The sequence below is a fragment of the Labrenzia sp. ATLA3 genome, assembly GCF_057180185.1.
Window position 1 is genome coordinate 390,161 of sequence record NZ_JBXUKV010000002.1, and the last position, 15,382, is coordinate 405,542.

Below are 15,382 nucleotides of genomic sequence, written 5' to 3' on the forward strand. Positions count from 1 at the left end.
TAGATATTATCGCGAGATATCCCCGGATGAGCCGGGTGAACCTGTTTCCATGAGAGCCATTTTGTTAAAACGTGGAACGCGACCAAGGGGAGTTGGTTATGCGTTCTTTTCTTCATGCCATCGTGTTCCTGCTGGTTTCGGCCAGCACCGTCCAGGCAGGTTATGACCAGTCGAAGGACTGGTTCCATGCCAAGGACTGGCGGGAACGGGTTCGCATCCAGTTTTTGCTGGTTTTCACCGGCGACTATGCCTTCCAGGTGGATGGCACTTTTGGCAAGCTCACCTACAAGGCGCTGACCGACTTCCAGAAACATCGCGACTTCTATCCGAACGGCGTGCTCGACAGCGAGCAGATGCAGATCCTTCAACGCGATGGTCTCGACCTTGTCGAGCGGGTTGGATTTGAAACCTATTTGGATGCCATTGCCGGTTTGCAGCTTGGCGTTCCCGGCAAACTCTTCGAACCGTTTACGCGTACGCAGCGCGGCCATCTGTGGCGGGCCTATGACCACAGCATCGAACTGGAAACGCTGCAGGTCCCGGCAGACGAAACCGGCTACGCCGCCCTCTACAAGCGCCTGACCGACACCAGCGATGGCAGGATCGTGGAACACAAGCAGTTCCGCAACGATTACTTCGTCGTTTCCGGTCAGCAGAACGGACGCGATTTTTATCTGCGGATGATGAAAACATCTTCAGACAGCCGTGGCTTCTCACTTGCCTGGCAGGCTCGCCATGCGGTCTTCATGGATCGCGTGGCGGTTGCCATGTCAAACAGCATGACGTTTTACGACGGTTCAGGTGACAAGAAGCCGGACGACGAGAAACTGGACGCGGTCACCTCGGCGCCCGCTCTGAAGCTTCCGGAAGAGGATAGCCGCAGTACTCCGCTTCCCAAGGGTGCGCGCAAGAATGCGCACGGCCAAAAGACCACCTCATCCGGCAGCGGCTATTTCCTGACCACCAAAGGCCATATCGGGACCAACGCCCATGTGGTCGGCAACTGCCGGTCGCTGGATATTCCGGGTCATGGAACTGCAAGGCTGGTGAGGGCAGATACAGAAAACGATCTTGCGATCCTTCAGCTCGACAGCGGCAAATCGGAACATGCCGCACAATTCCGGTCTGAACAGCCGATTGTACGCGGCGAGGAAATCTTCGTGATCGGCTACCCGTTCGCCGAGATCCTGGACAACAACTTGAACTTCACCCCCGGCATGATCTCGTCATTGGCGGGTGTGAAGGGCGACAAGCGGCATTTCATGGTGACCGCACCAGTCCAGCCCGGCAATTCAGGTGGCCCGGTTCTGGACCGGACCGGAGCAGTGATCGGCACCGTGGTATCCCGCCTCGACACGTTCAAGACGCTGAAACTTGCCGGGGACCTGCCGGAGAACGTGAACTTCGCCGTCCGCGGAAAGCTGATGGCGCAGTTCATGGAAGAGCTTGGCCTGGCCCCACGCTACAACACGATCACCACCCTCAAGAGCCCGACGCGGATCGACGAGGAAGCCTCGCAATACACCGTTCTGGTGCTGTGCCGGAACTGAGCCTGCCGAAAAGAAACCCCTTGCTGCCGGCAGGCGGGAATTCATCGGATGGCCTTGTCCTGTGCGTCGAAGAAATGCAGGCGGCTTTCGTCGAAGGTCAGACCAATACGAGTGCCCTCTTCCACTTGCTCAGCACCGCTGATACGCACCAGGATCGTGTCCAAACCGTCGAGAGCCACGTAGAGGAACGTGTCGGCCCCCAGATATTCGGCGACTTCCACCGTGCCGCTGCAATGCCCTTCGCCGGGTGCGGTGATGCCGATATGTTCCGGCCGGATGCCCAGTTTCACCGGGACTTGCGCGCTTCCGGCATGCGGATAAGGACCACCGCCGTGCCCTTGCAGCGAAAACTGCCCCTCTTCCAATGAACACGGCAGTACGTTCATCTTCGGCGAGCCGATGAACTGGGCAACAAACAGATTGTCCGGCCGCTCATATAGCTCGCGCGGAGACCCAACCTGCTCGATCTGGCCGGCCTGCAACACCACGATCTTGTCGGCCAGCGTCATCGCTTCAACCTGGTCGTGGGTCACATAGATCATCGTGGTGCCCAGGCTCTTGTGAAGCCGTGCAATTTCAAAGCGCATTTCCACGCGCAGGGCCGCGTCCAGGTTTGACAGCGGTTCGTCGAACAGGAAGGCACTCGGCTCACGCACAATCGCACGGCCGATGGCCACCCGCTGGCGTTGACCACCCGAAAGCGCCTTGGGGCGCCGGTCGAGATAGTCGTCCAGCTTCAGCACCTCGGCAGCAGCATTCACCTTGCGATCAATCTCTGCCTTGGGAAAGCCTGCCGTCTTCAAACCGAAGCCGACATTCTCGCGCACAGACATATGCGGATAGAGCGCATAGGACTGGAACACCATCGACAATCCGCGCCCTGAAGGCGGCAAAGCGGTGACGTCCTTGCCGTCGATCTCGATGGCGCCGCGGCTTGTTTCCTCCAGGCCCGAGATCAGGCGCAGCAGTGTCGATTTTCCGCAGCCGGAAGGCCCGACAAAGATGACGAACTCGCCGTCCTTGATATCGAGGTCAATCCCCTTGATGACCTGCAGGTCGCCGAACCATTTTTCGACCTTGTTGAGCTGGATCGCTCCCATCCCGTCCCCCTTAAGCTGCCTGTTCGGCGTGTGAAGGCGAAGCCCAGGTCAGCCAGATGGCCGACGTCCAGGAGAACGACCTTCCCCCTGCTCCCGCACCGGTTTCCGGACTGAAATATTCGGCAAAACCACCGCTTTCGATCAGCCGCGCCGTATCCGCCCGCAGCCGCTCGGCACGGGTGGCATCGCCCGCTTCGGCAAAGCCTTTCGCGATCATGTAATTGATCATCGCCCACACCGGCCCCCGCCAGTAGCGCAGGGGCTCGTAGCTGCGGTGGTCCGGGTCGTAGGAGGGCATCAGATAGTCGACCCGTGCCGCAATCCTGTCGAAGTGGTCCTGAAGCGCGCTGAGGGTTTGCGGATCGCTGAGCCCTGCATAAAGCGCCAGAAAAGATGCGCTGGAGAGGCCATCGGTCTGCTTGCCGCTGCGTTCGTCGAAAGCGACATGAGCCTGGACCTTATCGTTCCACAATGTCCGGCTGCCTTTTTCCATCGCAGCGATCCAGCCCCGGATCTCTTCGGCTTCCGCACTCTTGCCGAGCTTTTCCGCCAGCGCCAGAAGATCCCGGTTGGCACGCAGGAAGATGAAGGTCACTCCCGGGTCAGCGACGAAGAAGGGGCAGGTCTCGGCGACCTTTGCCGGATCCCAGCCGACTTTTCGGCAGGCCGCGACGATGCTGAGATAGCGGTCATAATCCTCCTTGTGCGGCCGCATGGCCGGGTCCACATGCGAGGTATCCTTGCGCTCATAAGGACCGATGTCCTTGACCTCAACCGCCCTCAGAGCCTCATCCCAGTCCGGCAGGTTGTCCCGGCCGGATTCCCATGGGTGAATAACCGCGATGACACCAAGGTTTTTCGGGTCGCGATAGGCCAGAAACCAGCGGTGCCAGGCCATCAGCTTGGGCAACAGCGCTTCCGCCCGTTCCAGCGCCTTGCCGGTGCGGTCAGCCTCAAAGAGACTGTGAACGACAGACGCGGCCACTGGCGGCTGAGAATGTCCGGAACTCGGGATCGGGCCGCCGTCGGTGCCCCAGACACTCGGACCTGGAAAATAACTCGGGTCATCCTTGCGGAACAGGATGTGAGGCACCATTCCGTCGCGCCACTGGCCCTGAAACAGCATCTCGATTTCCTGCCAGGCACGGTCCTGATCGAATTCCGCGAACCCCAGCGCAACGAAGACGGAATCCCAGTTCCACTGGTACGGATAAAGCCCCTTGGTCGGGATCGTATATCCGCCCTGGTCGTTTTCGGTCAGGATGGCCCTCGCCGCCTGGTCTAGATCTGTGTGTGCCACAGCAAACTCCCTTGGGCTCTTCGCAGCCCCTTCTCTTGATCGGTCAACCCTTGACGCTGCCGGCCGTCAGGCCCTGGACAAGGAAACGTTCGAACCACAGGAAAATGAAAAGGACGGGCACGGTCGCAATCACCGCGCCCGCCATGAGGTGCTGACGCGGCACCTCGGAGGAATTGAGGGACACCACGCCGCGCGACAGCGTGAAGATGTCCGGATCGTCCAGGAACATGAACGCGAACAGGAACTCGTTCCAGGCGATCATGAAGACGTAAAGCGATACGGAGGCCAGCGCAGGCAGCGACAGCGGCAGGGTGATCTTCAGGATCACGCCGATGCGCGACAGCCCGTCCATCAGCCCGGCTTCTTCCAGTTCCGACGGCAGGCCGCGGAAGTAGCCCTGCAGCATGTAGAGCGCGACCGGGATCGTGGTTGCCGGATAGACGATCAGAAGGCCGGTGAGCGTATTGCGCAGGCCGAGCTGCGAGAAAACCGCGTAAAGCGGGATCACCAGAACGATGGCCGGGACCATGTAGATGAGCAACACGGAGCGGGCCAGAAAGGCCTGCCCCGGAAACCGCAAGCGCGACACCGCATAGGCACCCGGCACCGAGAACAGCAGCGTCAGCACCACGGTTGCCACGGAAACAAAGGCGGAAACCATCAGGTAGCGGCCAAAATTGAACTGGGTGAAAAGCTCGACATAAGACCGGAACAGACCGCTGATGCCCTGACTGACGTCTATCGACAGGTCCAGCGGGTTGGCGAGCAGCGCCTGCTGGCTTTTAAGCGACGTCATGATCATGACGTAGAACGGCAGGGCCACGATGATGGAAAAGACGACGAAGCCGATGCCCTTGGCAATGCGGATATAGACGACCTCGCGCTCATAGCGCGACATGGCGCCAAGCTGGGCACTATCGAGACAGATGGCGTTGGCACCGGCGACACCGGCGACAAACAGCACCAGACCGAGGCCTTGCCAAAGCGTGTGTTGTCCAAGCGACAGTCCGAAGGGAGCCGCGAAAGAGACCACCATCACCACAACGAACAGGATGGCAGCCGACAGCCCCCTGTCCGCCATGACGCCAGCGTGTCCCGCCGACTGCCGCCAGACCAGAACAAGAGCGCTGATGAGCCCGGCAAGACCGGCGGCCGATGCCTGCGGCAGGGCCACATCGCCAGTCACCAGCGTCAGCGTGACCCCGATCACCACCATGGCTGTGACGCCCCAGATAAGGCCCGTCAGGGCAACGAGAACGATGCTGCCGGGTTTCATAGCCCTTCCTCCTTCGGTGAAAAGCGGATGAACAGGGTGGCGAAGGTGACAAGAACGACGAACACGACGACCGCAACAGCCGCACCGGCACCGAGATTGGACAGGGCAAACCCCTGTTCATAGACATCGACAGTCAGCGTGCGGGTGCCCGCATTGCCGCCGGTCAGCAGGAAGATGTCGTCGAACTTGTTGAAGGTCCAGATGAAGCGCAGCAGGAACAGGACCGAGAGGATGCCCATGAGCTGCGGCAGCGACAGATACCAGAACTGCTGCAAGGGCGTCGCCCCGTCCATTTCGGCAGCTTCATACATATCCGTGTTGATCGACTGCATGCGTGCCAGGATGAAGAGGAAAGACAGCGGGAAGTAGCGCCACGCCTCAAAGGCGATCACCGTCGTCAGCGCCAGGGGAAACTCCATCGGAATGCCGAGGAAGGAAAACTCGATGGCCCGCTGGCCGAAGAAATTGATCGAATCGGTGACAACGCCCATCTTGGTCAGCAAGGCGTTCAGCGTCCCGGAGAACGGGTCGAACAGCACCACCCAGGTAAAGGCGACGGCAATCACCGGTGACACATAGGGAAACAGGAACAGGCCGCGCAGGACGCCGCGCCCCGGAAAGGACGTGTTCAGCAGCTGCGCCGCAAAGAGACCCAGCACAAGCGCTCCGCCGGTGCCGAAGATGGTGTAGTAGAAGGTGATGCGCAGCACGGACCAGAATTCGTCGGCGCTGAAGATCCGGCTGAAATTCTCGAACGTGAAATCGAAGTTGGTCAACACGTTGTTGGCTTCGCCGGTAATCACGGGCTCACTCGCTCGCTCCGGACGGTGCGCGGCCAGAAATGCTTCCGAAACCGTTCCGACCAGTTTGACGTCGCCGCGCCAGCCGGGTGCCACCGTTCCAAGGTCACAGGTCATCTTCGCGCCGTTCAGGGAACAGTTTTCGGAGTGCGAGATAACCGTGAAACCTTCGGGAACCACATCGCTCAGCGTGACGTCTCGGATTTCCTCGTCCTGTGAGGAATTGCGCAGCCGGTATTCCAGTCGGGCCTCGTCGCCCGGCGCTTTCGGTCGGCCACGCACGCGCTCGTTGACCAGCACTGTGGGCGGCCGGAGGTCGGCGAGCTGAACCGGTTTCACGCTGATCCAGAAATTGGCAAGCAAAGGCCCGGCGACGATTATCAGGATGATGGCGAAGGTCGGCGCCAGCATCAGATAGGCCAGCCACATTTCGCGCCGCTGCATCGGACCGATGCCTTTTGGTGGCCCAGAGGACGCGTCAGCTTGGGATTTGGTGTTCATCTTTCCGCCCGAGGTCTCGGTCCCGTTCTGCCGCTGGCAACCGTCCGGCACCAACAGACAACTGACTAAAGCTCCATCAGGACTGCCGTCATTGCCGCGGCAGACGATGGAAAGAGGACCGGGCATAAGGAGAACGCCCGGTCAGGGTCTTTATGTGCGGGAATTCCCACCCCTCCGTTCAGTCCGGAGAGGTGGAAACGCTTTACTGGATCTTGGCCAGTTCTTCGTTGAGCTTGGCAACGGTTGCCGCCGCATCCCGCTCATCGTCGATGTACTCACGCACCAGACGGTTCATCACCTGGCTGTTGATCATCTTGGAGGCAAGCGAAAGCTGGCCTTCCTTGACGCCCCAGCGGCTGGCGGTGTCGAGACCGGATACGATGGTCTTGATGGTGTCTGCATCGTAGAGATCGGTCAGCGGTGCCTTGCGGTCGACACCCACGGGAAGCTCCGCCCAACCGTCGACGAATTTGGTCGGATTGTCGGCCGTACCGCGGCGGATCGGGAACTTGCCTTCCGGTGCGATCGACAGGGTCGACAGGTAACCGTCGTCCATGGAGAACTCGACGAATTGCATCGCCGCTTCGGTGTCCGCATCATTGGTGATACCGAAGTAGCGCATGTCTGCCCAGGCAGCGCCATCGGGATTGGACGGTCCGCTCAAGGTGGTGACGACACCGGTCTTGGACGCAAGTTCCTTGGAGGTGGGGTCATCCGTGATGGTCGGCGGGGCGCTGTCGCGAAGTCCGGCAAGCTCGTCCAGGATGAACGGCGACCAGATGATCATGGCCGCTTTGCCGGCAAAATAAAGCTCGCGCGACTGCTTCCAGAAGAGATCACCAGGAGGCGACGCCTTGGCGATTGCCTTGTAGAACTCCAGCGCTTCGATGGTTTTCTTCTCGTCCAGAGGCGTGAAGCCTTCCTCGCCAACCGGGCTCACGCCATTGGCCAGAAACACATGCTCCAGCACCTGGCTCATGAAGTTCTCGTCCACCTTGGTGGCGGCAACGAAGCCGAACATCTCGGGCGGGTTATGCAGCTTTTCGACGGCCGCCAGAATGTCTTCATAGCTGTCAGGCGCGGCAAGGCCGTTTTCCTCGAACAGGTCCTTGCGGTAGATCACCATCTGGGTCCAGCCGTCCACGGGCACCGAGGCAACGCCGTCTTCAACGGCGGCCATCGCAACCGCGCCCGGCGCGAAGGTGTCAACTCCAAGTTTCTCGAACACCTCGGTCGCAGCTTCGGTGTCCAGAATGCCCGCTTCCGCCCAGGGCAGCGCGTATTGAACCGTGTGATAGATGACGTCCGGCAGGTCACCGGCGGCAAAGGCTGCCGTGGCGCGCGTGCCGAGGTCGGATTCGGTCACCGGAATGACATTCACCTCGATGCCCGTCTTTTCCTTGAACGCGGCGGCCATTTCTTCCTGTTTGGCCAGGCGCTCCGGTTGTTCTTCTGTTGTCCAGAACCGCAACGTATCGGCCTGTGCGGCCGTCAGACCGAGCGTCAGAACGCCCGCGATGGTCGAGGCCAGAAATGTCGTCCTCCCAAACATATTACTCTCCCTTCCTGCCGGAATGTGGCTGTTGGTTCAGCCGGTCGCGGAGCGCGCTTGCAAGCGCCTCCGATGAATTCGCCGGAGCGCCATCCGAGGCGCGCCGGATCAGGTTTGCCGTGGCAAGTGCCTGCAGATCAGTCGGATTTTTGCCGTCCAGAACATCAATCAGCATGCGCGCAACCCTGCCGCCTGCTTCCTGCGCGCTTTGCGAGAATGTCGTCAGCGGCGGGTCCAGGTATTCCCCAACCGGCAGGCCGTCATATCCAACGATGGTGACATCCGCGCCGACCTTCAGGCCGAACTTGCGGCAGAACTGGACCGCCCCGATGGCCAGAGCGTCCGTCGCACACAAAAGCGCGGTCGGCGGCGCCTCGAGCGACAGCAGCGCCTCGGCGCCTGCAAACCCGCCCTTCTCGGTGAGCAACTGCAGCGTTTCCAGCTCCGGGTCATGCGCAACCCCCAGGGCCTCAAGGCCCTGCCGGTAACCGTCGCGCCTCTGAAGCGCGAAATTGAGTTCCATCGGTCCGCCGATGAAACCGATCCGCTCGTGCCCGAGGCTGTAGAGATGGCGGACGCCGTCGGCAAAAGCCGCCTCGTTGTCGATATCGAACCAGGCATAGCCAGACGGGTCGCACGTTCGGCCGTGCGCGACGAAGGGAAAATTGTGCTCCCGCAGATAGGCGATGCGCGGATCGTCCACCTCCGTACGGGTGACGATGAAGCCGTCCACCTTGCGCCGGGCGATCAACCGCTTCACGGTTTCAATCATGTGTTCGCGCGAATGGGCCGTCGTCACCAACAGGTCGAGCCCCAGTTCGTCGAGGGCTCTGGCGATGCCGTCGATGAACTCCGACAGGAACGGATCGGCGCCGCTGCCGTGACCAACTGGAATGACGATGCCGAGCGTATCCTGGCGTCCGCGCTTCAGATTGCGCGCTGTGGCCGACGGCTGATAGCCCAGTTCCTGAACCGCCGCCAGGATGCGCTTGCGGGTAGCTTCGGAAATATCGGTGTAATTGTTGAGGACCCGCGACACGGTTCCCTTCGCAACGCCCACATGGCGCGCCACGTCATCAATCGTGACGGAATCGCGAAGTCGCGACATCAATCCTCCCTGCGAGCCTTGTTGGCTCGAGTCCCTTTCCGCAGCCGCTTTCGACAACGGTTTGTTTTATCGCCAAAAGTTTTGCAAAACCGATTTTGTAAGTCAACAAAATCGGTTTCGGAGATCGAATAATTCTTTTTTTGCAAAGCGGGAAGAGTTTGAGGCAACAACGAAACATGCCTCTGCAATGTTTCGGAAATCAAAAAAGGGAGGAGCATTTCTGCTCCCCCCTTGCATGGATCAATCTCTGCTCAGCAACCTTTGAAACAGCTTTGGACGCCAAGGCCTGCGATGATTGTCAGAACGGCACTCCGGACACGAGAATCAGGTTGGCGTAAGGCGTGCACTCACCGGTACGAATGACGGCACGTGCTTTCGCGCAACGCTCCTTGAAATTCTCATGGGACATGCGGACGTGCTCGATGGGTTTGCCCGCATCGGCCGCCCAGTGGGCCAGCCGGACCTCGATCTGCGTGACGAGATCTTCCGAGGCTTCCTCTGCGAAGACTGCCTGCTCGACGATCATTTCATCGGCCAGCGCTTCCAGCACATCGAAAAAGCCGGGCACACCCGGGCTCACCGCCAGGTCGATCACACCGACATTGGCAGGCACCGGCAGGCCCGCGTCCGCCAGGACGATTTCGTCCATATGGCCGAGCGAGGCAACCAGTTTGCTGAGGTGCCGGTTTAAGAGCTTGGTACGTTTCATGGCCTTGTCCTGAATGTTCGGTAGTGCTTACGTGAGCGAGACCAGTGTTTCGCAAAGCGGCACGGGGTCATAATAGGGTGCGGAGGCCTTGCTGACGAGAGCAAGACGAAGAACGGAAAGTCCCAGATCCCGCAGCCCTTCCGTTTCACTTTCCGGAACTGCCTGGTCGACGATCACGAAATTCAGCAGCCGATCCACCGGGCAGTCGCTGCCCGCGTCCCGCCGCAGGTAGGCAAGCAGGGTCATCACCTTGTCCGCAACGCTCATCGTTCCCGTTTCCGGGTCGTGCCCCGTTCCGGGCACAAAGACCTTCGGCACAGTGCGCGCAGCGATGGCCATTCCGACACCAGTCGGCAGAAGATTCGCGATCAGGCTGGTGTAGAAGCTGCCCGGCGCGTAGCAGATCAGATCCGCGGACTGGATCAGGCTCTGGTTGCGCTCCGGAAACGCAGCTTCCGCAGGATCCTTGCCGGACAGTCCCCGGTTGAGAAAAAGGAATTTGATCGGCGACACCAGCGGGGGATGTTCCTTGCCGGTCAGAAGATGCTGGCCGATGACCACCTCGCCATTCTCCAGCTCCGCGCCCAGATGCAGGTTATCCTCGGCAATGGCCCGCACGGTGCCCTGCACACCTACCAGCTTGGCCACCAGAAAGATGATCGGTTCAAGCTGCTGGTTCTGGTTGAGATAACCCCCGGCCAGGATCAAATTGCCGATGCTGGCTCCCCGCAAATCGAAAGCATCCGGACGCGCGGCGTAAAACGTGCCCAGCTGGTTCTGGATCAAAGTGCGCATCGGCTGCTCGATCGCCGTCACAAGACCATGCGTTCCGGCAATCATGCTATCCAGCTCGCCGGCCAGATCCGCTTGCGGCGCCGTTTTGGAAAAACGGTGCGTGAACAGGCGAAAGATATCGGGGTGACCAAGCACCGTCTCGTCGGCAAGAGCCATCAGCCGGCTTCTGAGATCGCCGATGGCAGGCATGTTGAAGGCAATCCTGAGGCCTTGCGAACTGCCGCCGCTGTCGAACGGTGTTACCAGATGAATGGAATTATGCGTGTAGCGTTTCAGGTTCTGGGCAACACCGTTGAGCGCCGAGCCCCCACTGAAAAACAGCGTCCTTGGACCAAGCTTGGGATTGGACAGAAACCGTTCGATCCGGAACGGATCGGGCAGGCGCGCCACACGGGTGATGGTAATTTCAGTCAAGTCCTGTCCCTTGGGATGTCCGGCAAGATCAACCGGGTAAAGGAAGTGCGGCGCCTATCCATGCCAATACGCTATCCAATCCATATGGCGCGGAAATCATTGACATTCGTCAGTGTCGGTCCGGTGACAATCTGATCTCCGATCGTGTCGAAAAAGCGGTGAGCGTCGTTGTTGAGCAGGGCTTCTTCCACATCGGCACCGGCCTTGTCCGCCCGGGCGAGCGTATCGGGTCCGATAACGGCTCCGGCCACCTCCGCGGCCCCGTCGACACCATCCGTATCACAGGCAATCGCATGGATACCTTTAGCGTCGCGCAAGGCAAAGGCCAGAGCGAGGGCATATTCGGCGTTAGGTCCGCCGACACCTTCACCGCGACGTGTGACCGTCAACTCGCCGCCGGACAAAAGCAACAGGGGCGTGCTCCCCTCAGGCCGGTCGCTCTGGCGGCTCAAAGCCAGTTCCGCATGAGCGCGCGCAACATCCCGCGCCTCGCCTTCCAGTGCATCGCCCAGGATCTCGACATCGCAGCCTTCCGCCTCCGCAAGGCTTTTGGCAGCGTCCAGCGACTGGGAGGGAGCCGCGTAGATGGTATTCGAAACGCGGCTGAGCTTTTCGTCATCCGGCTTCAGAACACCACTGCCCTCAGCCAGAACCTGCTGAACCGAGTCTGGCACCTCGATCTTCCACTGGTCCAGGATGGCCTTTGCATCGTCTGCCGTGCTTTCGTCGCCCACCGTCGGACCGGACCCGATCTCGGCAGGACTGTCGCCGGGAACATCGGAAATGAGCAGGGTCAGCATTTTGGCAGGATAGGCAGCGGCAGCCAGTTGGCCGCCCTTTACGCGGCTCAGATGTTTCCGCACGACATTCATCTGGCCAATGGGGGCCCCGGAAGCCAGAAGCGCCTGATTGACCGCCTGCTTCTCCGCAAGCGTGATGTCGCCCGCAGGCGCGACCAGCAGCGCCGAAGCGCCGCCGGATATCAGCGCCAGCACAAAGTCGTCCTCACCCAGGCCGGACACGAGATCGATCATGCGCTCGGTTGCGACCAAACCCATTTCGTCCGGAACCGGATGCGCCGCTTCCACAATCTCGATGCCCTCGCACGGTCTCGCATAGCCGTAGCGCGTAATCACCAGACCTTCGCAAGGCCCCCAGGCCTTTTCGACCGCCTCAGCCATACGGGCGGAAGCCTTGCCTGCACCAACCACCACAACCCGGCCTGCCGGTTTTTCCGGCAGAAACCCGGCGAGGCTTTGCATCGGGTCAGCCACCTCGACAGCCCGCAGAAACAACCGCTTCAAAAAATCCCGAACGCTTTCGGCCATGGCACCACTTCTTCCGTAAATCGTGTTCTCCTGTTTGAGCGCAGAACCGCAGGCATTATCAAGGCCGAAACGCTGTCTTCCGGTCTGGCAGGCTCCAAAACCCAGCGAAACTGTGTGCCCCGCAGCATAGAAATGTTTTGCGTTTCACCGCTGCCAACCACACATGAGCACCAATTTCAAGGAGGACAAAATGACCGCGCAGACAATGCCCGCCCTTGAGACGGCAATCCGCAACCCGGATAATCCGGGCCACCTGATGGTGATCAAGGACGTCCCCCGGCGCATCCGCATCTACCAGGGCGCGGCTCTGCTTGCAGACAGTACCCGCGCGCTCCGCGTTCTGGAAGTCGGCAAGTCTTTTTACGATCCGGTGATCTATGTGCCCGAGGCCGATCTCAAAACCCGGTTCGGATATGTCGACAAATCCACCCACTGCCCCATCAAGGGCGATGCCAGCTATATTTCCCACGACAGTGAAGAGATTGGCTGGGTCTACCGATCACCGGTGCCGATGGCGGAGAAACTTTCCGGGCATTATGCCTTCTGGCCGTCCAAGGTTAGGGTCGTTGAAGGCGAATAGAGCGAACAGAAATCTGGAAACTTCGGCTCAGCCCTTGCCGACATCCTCGACATAAACCAACGCCCGGCCCTGGCAGATCCTTTTGCCATCTTCGGCTTCGCAGATCGTTTCCAGATCGACCAGATGTTTTTCCGGCCGCAGACGCGTAATGGTAACTGACGCCGTCAACATTTCCCCGACAGGCGCAGGCGCCACAAATTCCAGACTTTGCTTCAGGTAGTTGGTGCCTCTTCCCGGCAGCTCCACCCCCAGCAGATAGGAGAACAGCCCCCCGATCAGCGGCCCCGGAACGGAAACCGGCACCTCAGTGCCTTCGCCGGCAAGCTGCGCGAAACCAAGCATGTCTTCCTCGGTGTATCTGCGCCGCACTTGGGCGCGTGCCCCGACTTCCAGGCTCATGTCCGCCTCCCCAGTTTACAGGTTCCGGACAAGGTCACTGCCCCGTCCGCCGCGCGTGCGACCTCGATCAGGATCAGGTCCGCCTCATCCTCACTCGGTGTGAACGAAAACGTCAGTTCCTCGTTTGCATACGCCGGGTTCGGGAACATCATGGTCTGAACGGCATGGGTCCGCTCCGGATAGAGCGCTGCCAGATGGGCGAAGACCCGCGTATAAAGCAGCATCCCGTGCGAAACGGTGCGGCCGAACCGGGTGCGGCTGGAAAACTCGGGATCGACATGGATCGGATTATCGTCACCTGACAGATCCGCAAAGGCGTCGAAATCTTCCTGACGGGGAATCCAGCGAAACGTCGCGCCGTGCTGCGCGTCAGCGGTGAGGCTCATCGGTTATGCTTTCTCCAGCGGTTTGTCGGCAAGGAAGTCGTCTTTGAGAATGTTCTTGCGCACCTTGCCCGCAGCGGTGCGCGGAAGGTCGTCCGTAACGGTGAAGCTTTTTGGCACCTTGTAGGGCGCAAGCTGCTTGCGGCACCAGTCGGCGAGCGTCGCCGTGTCCAGATCTTCACCCGGCCGCGCTATCAGAAAGGCCGCACCGACCTCGCCCCATTTGGTGTCCGGCACGCCGATGACAACGGCCTCAAGGATGGCGGGATGACCGACCAGCACCTTCTCGACTTCGGCCGGATAGACGTTCTCGCCACCGGAGATATACATGTCCTTGATGCGGTCGACGATGTAGTAGTAGCCGTCCTCGTCGCGGCGCCCGATGTCGCCGGACTTCAGCCAGCCGTCGACAGTGAAGGTCGCGACCGTCGCTTCCTTGTTGTCCATGTAGCCCGGCGTGATGTTCGGCCCGCGAAACTGGACCTCCCCCTCACCCGGCCCTTCGACAATGCCGCCATCGCCGTCGACCAGACGGACGTCCGTGAGGATCTGCGGCTTGCCGACCGAGCCGATCTTGGCCGATGCGTGATCCTTGTCCATCAGGAACACGGTTGGTCCGGTTTCGGTCATGCCCATGCCGTTGCAGATGGTGACGCCGCGTTGCTGAAACTCGGACAGCAAATGTTTCGGCACGGGCGCACCGCCACAGCCGAGCGACCGGACCTTCGAAAAATTCGTCTTGCCGATCCTGGGTGACAGGGCCAGTGCCTGATAGATCGCCGGAACACCGAAGAAGCAGGTGACGTTTCCAGCTGAAACGAGATCGAGAACGGTCTCCGCATCGAACTTGCGCAGAACCGTCGACATGCCGCCGTTGAGGAAGATCGGCAGCGTTGGCAGATTGATGCCCGCCGTATGAAAGAGCGGCAGGAAGTTGACGCCCTTTTCACCGACGGAAAGCCCGGTGGCCTGGCAGTAGTTGATCATGTTGGCATAGGCCATGCCCGCCGTCTGGATAACCGCCTTCGGCAGGCCCGTCGTTCCGGAGGTGAAGAGCAGATACCAGGGCGCCGACGCCTTGACCTTGCCGCAACCGATTGCAGCAGGACTTGCCTCAGCCAGCAGATCGTCGAGAGCGCTGACACCTTGACCTTTTGCGCCCATCGGCAGCAGTGACAGGTCGGCACCGGCGGCAAGCTCTGCAGCGGTCTCCGCAAAGTCCTGATCATGAAACAAAAGCTTCGCCCCGGAAGCGGCCAATATGGGCTGCAGTTCGGCAACCGGCTGGCGCCAGTTCAGTGGCACCAGAAGGATGCCGGTCTTTTGGGCGGCAAACAGCAGCGCGAAGAAATCCGGATGATTGTGGCAAAGCACCGCCATGCGGTCGCCCTTGGCAAGCCCCCGTGCGAGCAACAGATTGCCCAGGCGTGTCGCCCGCTGGTTGATGTCGCAGAAGCTGAAGGCTCTGCCGCTGTCCCGGTCGACAAAGGCAGTTGCTCCGGGCGTGAGCTCCGCCCGTTTTGCAGCCATGTCGGTCACATACTCCATAGGTCCTCCCAACACCTGGTGCGGCTACGAACCGGCGGC

General features: G+C 60.4%; 14 protein-coding genes. 2 read left to right on the top strand and 12 right to left on the bottom strand.

Annotation, left to right across the window (positions count from 1 at the left end; translation table 11 throughout):
* Positions 1–98 precede the first annotated feature (98 nt).
* Complete coding sequence (locus AC2A6O_RS06310) at positions 99–1,550, top strand: trypsin-like peptidase domain-containing protein (protein ID WP_498926173.1); 1,452 nt, start codon at positions 99–101, stop codon at positions 1,548–1,550.
* Between the two features lie 41 nt (positions 1,551–1,591).
* On the opposite strand, the gene AC2A6O_RS06315 is transcribed toward AC2A6O_RS06310, so the two are convergent.
* From AC2A6O_RS06315 to AC2A6O_RS06355, 9 genes are all read right to left on the bottom strand, one after another.
* A complete protein-coding gene (locus tag AC2A6O_RS06315) occupies positions 1,592–2,650 on the bottom strand; it encodes an ABC transporter ATP-binding protein (RefSeq protein ID WP_498926174.1) in 1,059 nt (352 codons plus the stop codon).
* A gap of 10 nt (positions 2,651–2,660) precedes the next feature.
* Positions 2,661–3,950 (bottom strand): MGH1-like glycoside hydrolase domain-containing protein, encoded by a 1,290-nt coding sequence (locus AC2A6O_RS06320; RefSeq protein WP_498926175.1) that lies wholly within the window; start codon positions 3,948–3,950, stop codon positions 2,661–2,663.
* A gap of 43 nt (positions 3,951–3,993) precedes the next feature.
* A complete protein-coding gene (locus tag AC2A6O_RS06325) occupies positions 3,994–5,226 on the bottom strand; it encodes a carbohydrate ABC transporter permease (RefSeq protein WP_498926176.1) in 1,233 nt (410 codons plus the stop codon).
* The gene (locus AC2A6O_RS06330) at positions 5,223–6,527 is read right to left on the bottom strand and encodes a carbohydrate ABC transporter permease (protein ID WP_498926177.1); all 1,305 of its coding nucleotides are present in this window, start codon (positions 6,525–6,527) and stop codon (positions 5,223–5,225) included. Before AC2A6O_RS06330 ends, AC2A6O_RS06325 begins: the two co-directional genes overlap by 4 nt.
* 202 nt (positions 6,528–6,729) lie before the next feature.
* Positions 6,730–8,079, bottom strand: coding sequence for an ABC transporter substrate-binding protein (locus AC2A6O_RS06335; protein WP_148582809.1), 1,350 nt, complete (start codon positions 8,077–8,079; stop codon positions 6,730–6,732).
* Position 8,080: 1 nt separating this feature from the next.
* A complete protein-coding gene (locus tag AC2A6O_RS06340; protein ID WP_498926178.1) occupies positions 8,081–9,187 on the bottom strand; it encodes a LacI family DNA-binding transcriptional regulator in 1,107 nt (368 codons plus the stop codon).
* A 298-nt stretch (positions 9,188–9,485) separates the two neighbouring features.
* Positions 9,486–9,896: a D-ribose pyranase gene (gene rbsD, locus AC2A6O_RS06345; protein ID WP_148582811.1), complete on the bottom strand. Its 411-nt coding sequence runs from the start codon at positions 9,894–9,896 to the stop codon at positions 9,486–9,488.
* 27 nt (positions 9,897–9,923) lie between these two features.
* On the bottom strand, positions 9,924–11,105 hold the full coding sequence (locus tag AC2A6O_RS06350; RefSeq protein WP_498926179.1) for a GAK system CofD-like protein: 1,182 nt from the start codon (positions 11,103–11,105) through the stop codon (positions 9,924–9,926).
* Positions 11,106–11,176: 71 nt separating this feature from the next.
* Positions 11,177–12,433, bottom strand: a complete 1,257-nt coding sequence (locus tag AC2A6O_RS06355; RefSeq protein WP_498926180.1) for a glycerate kinase type-2 family protein — start codon at positions 12,431–12,433, stop codon at positions 11,177–11,179.
* 190 nt (positions 12,434–12,623) lie between these two features.
* Here AC2A6O_RS06355 and AC2A6O_RS06360 point away from each other — a divergent pair, with 190 nt between their 5' ends.
* A complete protein-coding gene (locus AC2A6O_RS06360; protein WP_498926181.1) occupies positions 12,624–13,013 on the top strand; it encodes a DUF427 domain-containing protein in 390 nt (129 codons plus the stop codon).
* A 27-nt stretch (positions 13,014–13,040) separates the two neighbouring features.
* Here AC2A6O_RS06360 and AC2A6O_RS06365 read toward each other — a convergent pair whose 3' ends face one another.
* The 3 genes from AC2A6O_RS06365 to AC2A6O_RS06375 are packed head-to-tail and all read right to left on the bottom strand — an operon-like array spanning position 13,041 to position 15,343.
* On the bottom strand, positions 13,041–13,412 hold the full coding sequence (locus AC2A6O_RS06365; protein WP_498926182.1) for a hotdog family protein: 372 nt from the start codon (positions 13,410–13,412) through the stop codon (positions 13,041–13,043).
* Positions 13,409–13,798, bottom strand: a complete 390-nt coding sequence (locus AC2A6O_RS06370; protein ID WP_498926183.1) for a MaoC/PaaZ C-terminal domain-containing protein — start codon at positions 13,796–13,798, stop codon at positions 13,409–13,411. Before AC2A6O_RS06370 ends, AC2A6O_RS06365 begins: the two co-directional genes overlap by 4 nt.
* A 3-nt stretch (positions 13,799–13,801) precedes the next feature.
* On the bottom strand, positions 13,802–15,343 hold the full coding sequence (locus AC2A6O_RS06375; RefSeq protein ID WP_148582817.1) for an AMP-binding protein: 1,542 nt from the start codon (positions 15,341–15,343) through the stop codon (positions 13,802–13,804).
* Positions 15,344–15,382 lie beyond the last annotated feature (39 nt).

What these genes read in the sequence shown, in the direction of transcription:
- AC2A6O_RS06310 (WP_498926173.1), top strand. Translation starts at nt 99, where the DNA reads ATGCGTTCTTTTCTTCATGCCATCGTGTTCCTGCTGGTTTCGGCCAGC.
- AC2A6O_RS06315 (WP_498926174.1), bottom strand. Translation starts at nt 2,650, where the DNA reads ATGGGAGCGATCCAGCTCAACAAGGTCGAAAAATGGTTCGGCGACCTG.
- AC2A6O_RS06325 (WP_498926176.1), bottom strand. Translation starts at nt 5,226, where the DNA reads ATGAAACCCGGCAGCATCGTTCTCGTTGCCCTGACGGGCCTTATCTGG.
- AC2A6O_RS06330 (WP_498926177.1), bottom strand. Translation starts at nt 6,527, where the DNA reads ATGAACACCAAATCCCAAGCTGACGCGTCCTCTGGGCCACCAAAAGGC.
- AC2A6O_RS06335 (WP_148582809.1), bottom strand. Translation starts at nt 8,079, where the DNA reads ATGTTTGGGAGGACGACATTTCTGGCCTCGACCATCGCGGGCGTTCTG.
- AC2A6O_RS06340 (WP_498926178.1), bottom strand. Translation starts at nt 9,187, where the DNA reads ATGTCGCGACTTCGCGATTCCGTCACGATTGATGACGTGGCGCGCCAT.
- rbsD (WP_148582811.1), bottom strand. Translation starts at nt 9,896, where the DNA reads ATGAAACGTACCAAGCTCTTAAACCGGCACCTCAGCAAACTGGTTGCC.
- AC2A6O_RS06355 (WP_498926180.1), bottom strand. Translation starts at nt 12,433, where the DNA reads ATGGCCGAAAGCGTTCGGGATTTTTTGAAGCGGTTGTTTCTGCGGGCT.
- AC2A6O_RS06360 (WP_498926181.1), top strand. Translation starts at nt 12,624, where the DNA reads ATGACCGCGCAGACAATGCCCGCCCTTGAGACGGCAATCCGCAACCCG.
- AC2A6O_RS06365 (WP_498926182.1), bottom strand. Translation starts at nt 13,412, where the DNA reads ATGAGCCTGGAAGTCGGGGCACGCGCCCAAGTGCGGCGCAGATACACC.
- AC2A6O_RS06370 (WP_498926183.1), bottom strand. Translation starts at nt 13,798, where the DNA reads ATGAGCCTCACCGCTGACGCGCAGCACGGCGCGACGTTTCGCTGGATT.
- AC2A6O_RS06375 (WP_148582817.1), bottom strand. Translation starts at nt 15,343, where the DNA reads ATGGAGTATGTGACCGACATGGCTGCAAAACGGGCGGAGCTCACGCCC.